At 47.5% G+C, this 1,166-nt stretch carries 2 protein-coding genes; both read left to right on the top strand.

Annotated elements, in window-relative coordinates:
* Positions 1–765: glycoside hydrolase family protein (locus ASC50_RS00900; RefSeq protein WP_056928586.1), on the top strand; the 765-nt coding region annotated here is incomplete at its 5' end.
* Between the two features lie 22 nt (positions 766–787).
* Positions 788–1,166, top strand: a 379-nt coding sequence (locus ASC50_RS00895; RefSeq protein WP_193391170.1) for a beta-L-arabinofuranosidase domain-containing protein, incomplete at its 3' end; no start/stop codon positions are given.

Genomic DNA, 1,166 nt, shown 5'->3' with positions numbered 1-1,166 from the left:
AAGGACGGAATTAATTGGTCTGAGCCTACAATCGTTCTCGCTCCCAATCCCGACTCAGGTTGGGAAAATGAAATCAATCGCCCCTCCGTTATTAAGCGGGACGGCGTGTATCATCTTTGGTACACCGGTCAGGTTTGGTACAACGATTGGTCGAAAAGCGGCTCGTGGATTGGTTACGCAACGAGTACCGACGGCATTCACTTTGAAAGGAAATCGGACAAACCCGTTTTAGTGCCGGAAAAAGGCTGGGAAAAAGAACATGCCGTGATGTGTCCGAACGTCGAATGGGATGCCGATACCAAACTTTTCACGATGTGGTACTCCGGCGGAGAGATATACGAACCGAACGCTATCGGCTACGCAACAAGCCCGGATGGTCTTGTGTGGACGAAATACAAAAATAATCCCATCTTTTCGTGTGATAAAAACACCGAGTGGGAGCATCATAAAGTTGCCGGCGGGCATGTTTTCAAACACAACGATTGGTACTTAATGTTCTACATAGGTTACGAAAACGAACATCTTGCCCGCATCGGCATTGCCCGGTCGAAGGACGGCATTACGAATTGGGAACGGCTACCGACGAATCCGATTGTTTCGCCAACCCAAGACGGCTGGGATGCTGAGGCCTGCTATAAACCGTTCGTCATTTACGATGCAAAAGAGAAAAAATGGCGGCTGTGGTACAACGGTCGCACCGGAAATCTGGAGCGAATCGGACTTGTATTTCTTGACGGAGAGGACTTGGGTTTTCCTAAACATTAAAAATAAATTAGAGAATTAAAAAATGAAAAATAGCATCATTCTATTCTTGTTGACATTGTATTGTCTTACAGGATTTTCGCAAACGAAAGGCAGCGGTTATCCCATCGACCCCGTACCGTTTACGTCGGTAAAAGTGACCGACCAATTCTGGGGACAACGCTTAAACGCCAGCCGTGAGGTAACTATCCCTTTGGCATTCGGCAAATGTGAAGAAACGGGGCGGTATGAAAATTTCCACAAGGCAGCCCATCCAAGCCCCGACTATAAAGTGGGCGGATTTTCTTTTGATGATACGGATGTCTATAAAACCATCGAAGGCGCTTCTTATTCCATGCAAACATGGCCGGATAAGAAACTGGTGCGATACATCGACAGTGTGCTCACCATAGTCGCCGCCGCAC

Source organism: Candidatus Symbiothrix dinenymphae, assembly GCF_001431085.1.
This window is presented reverse-complemented; position numbering and strand designations above follow the sequence as displayed.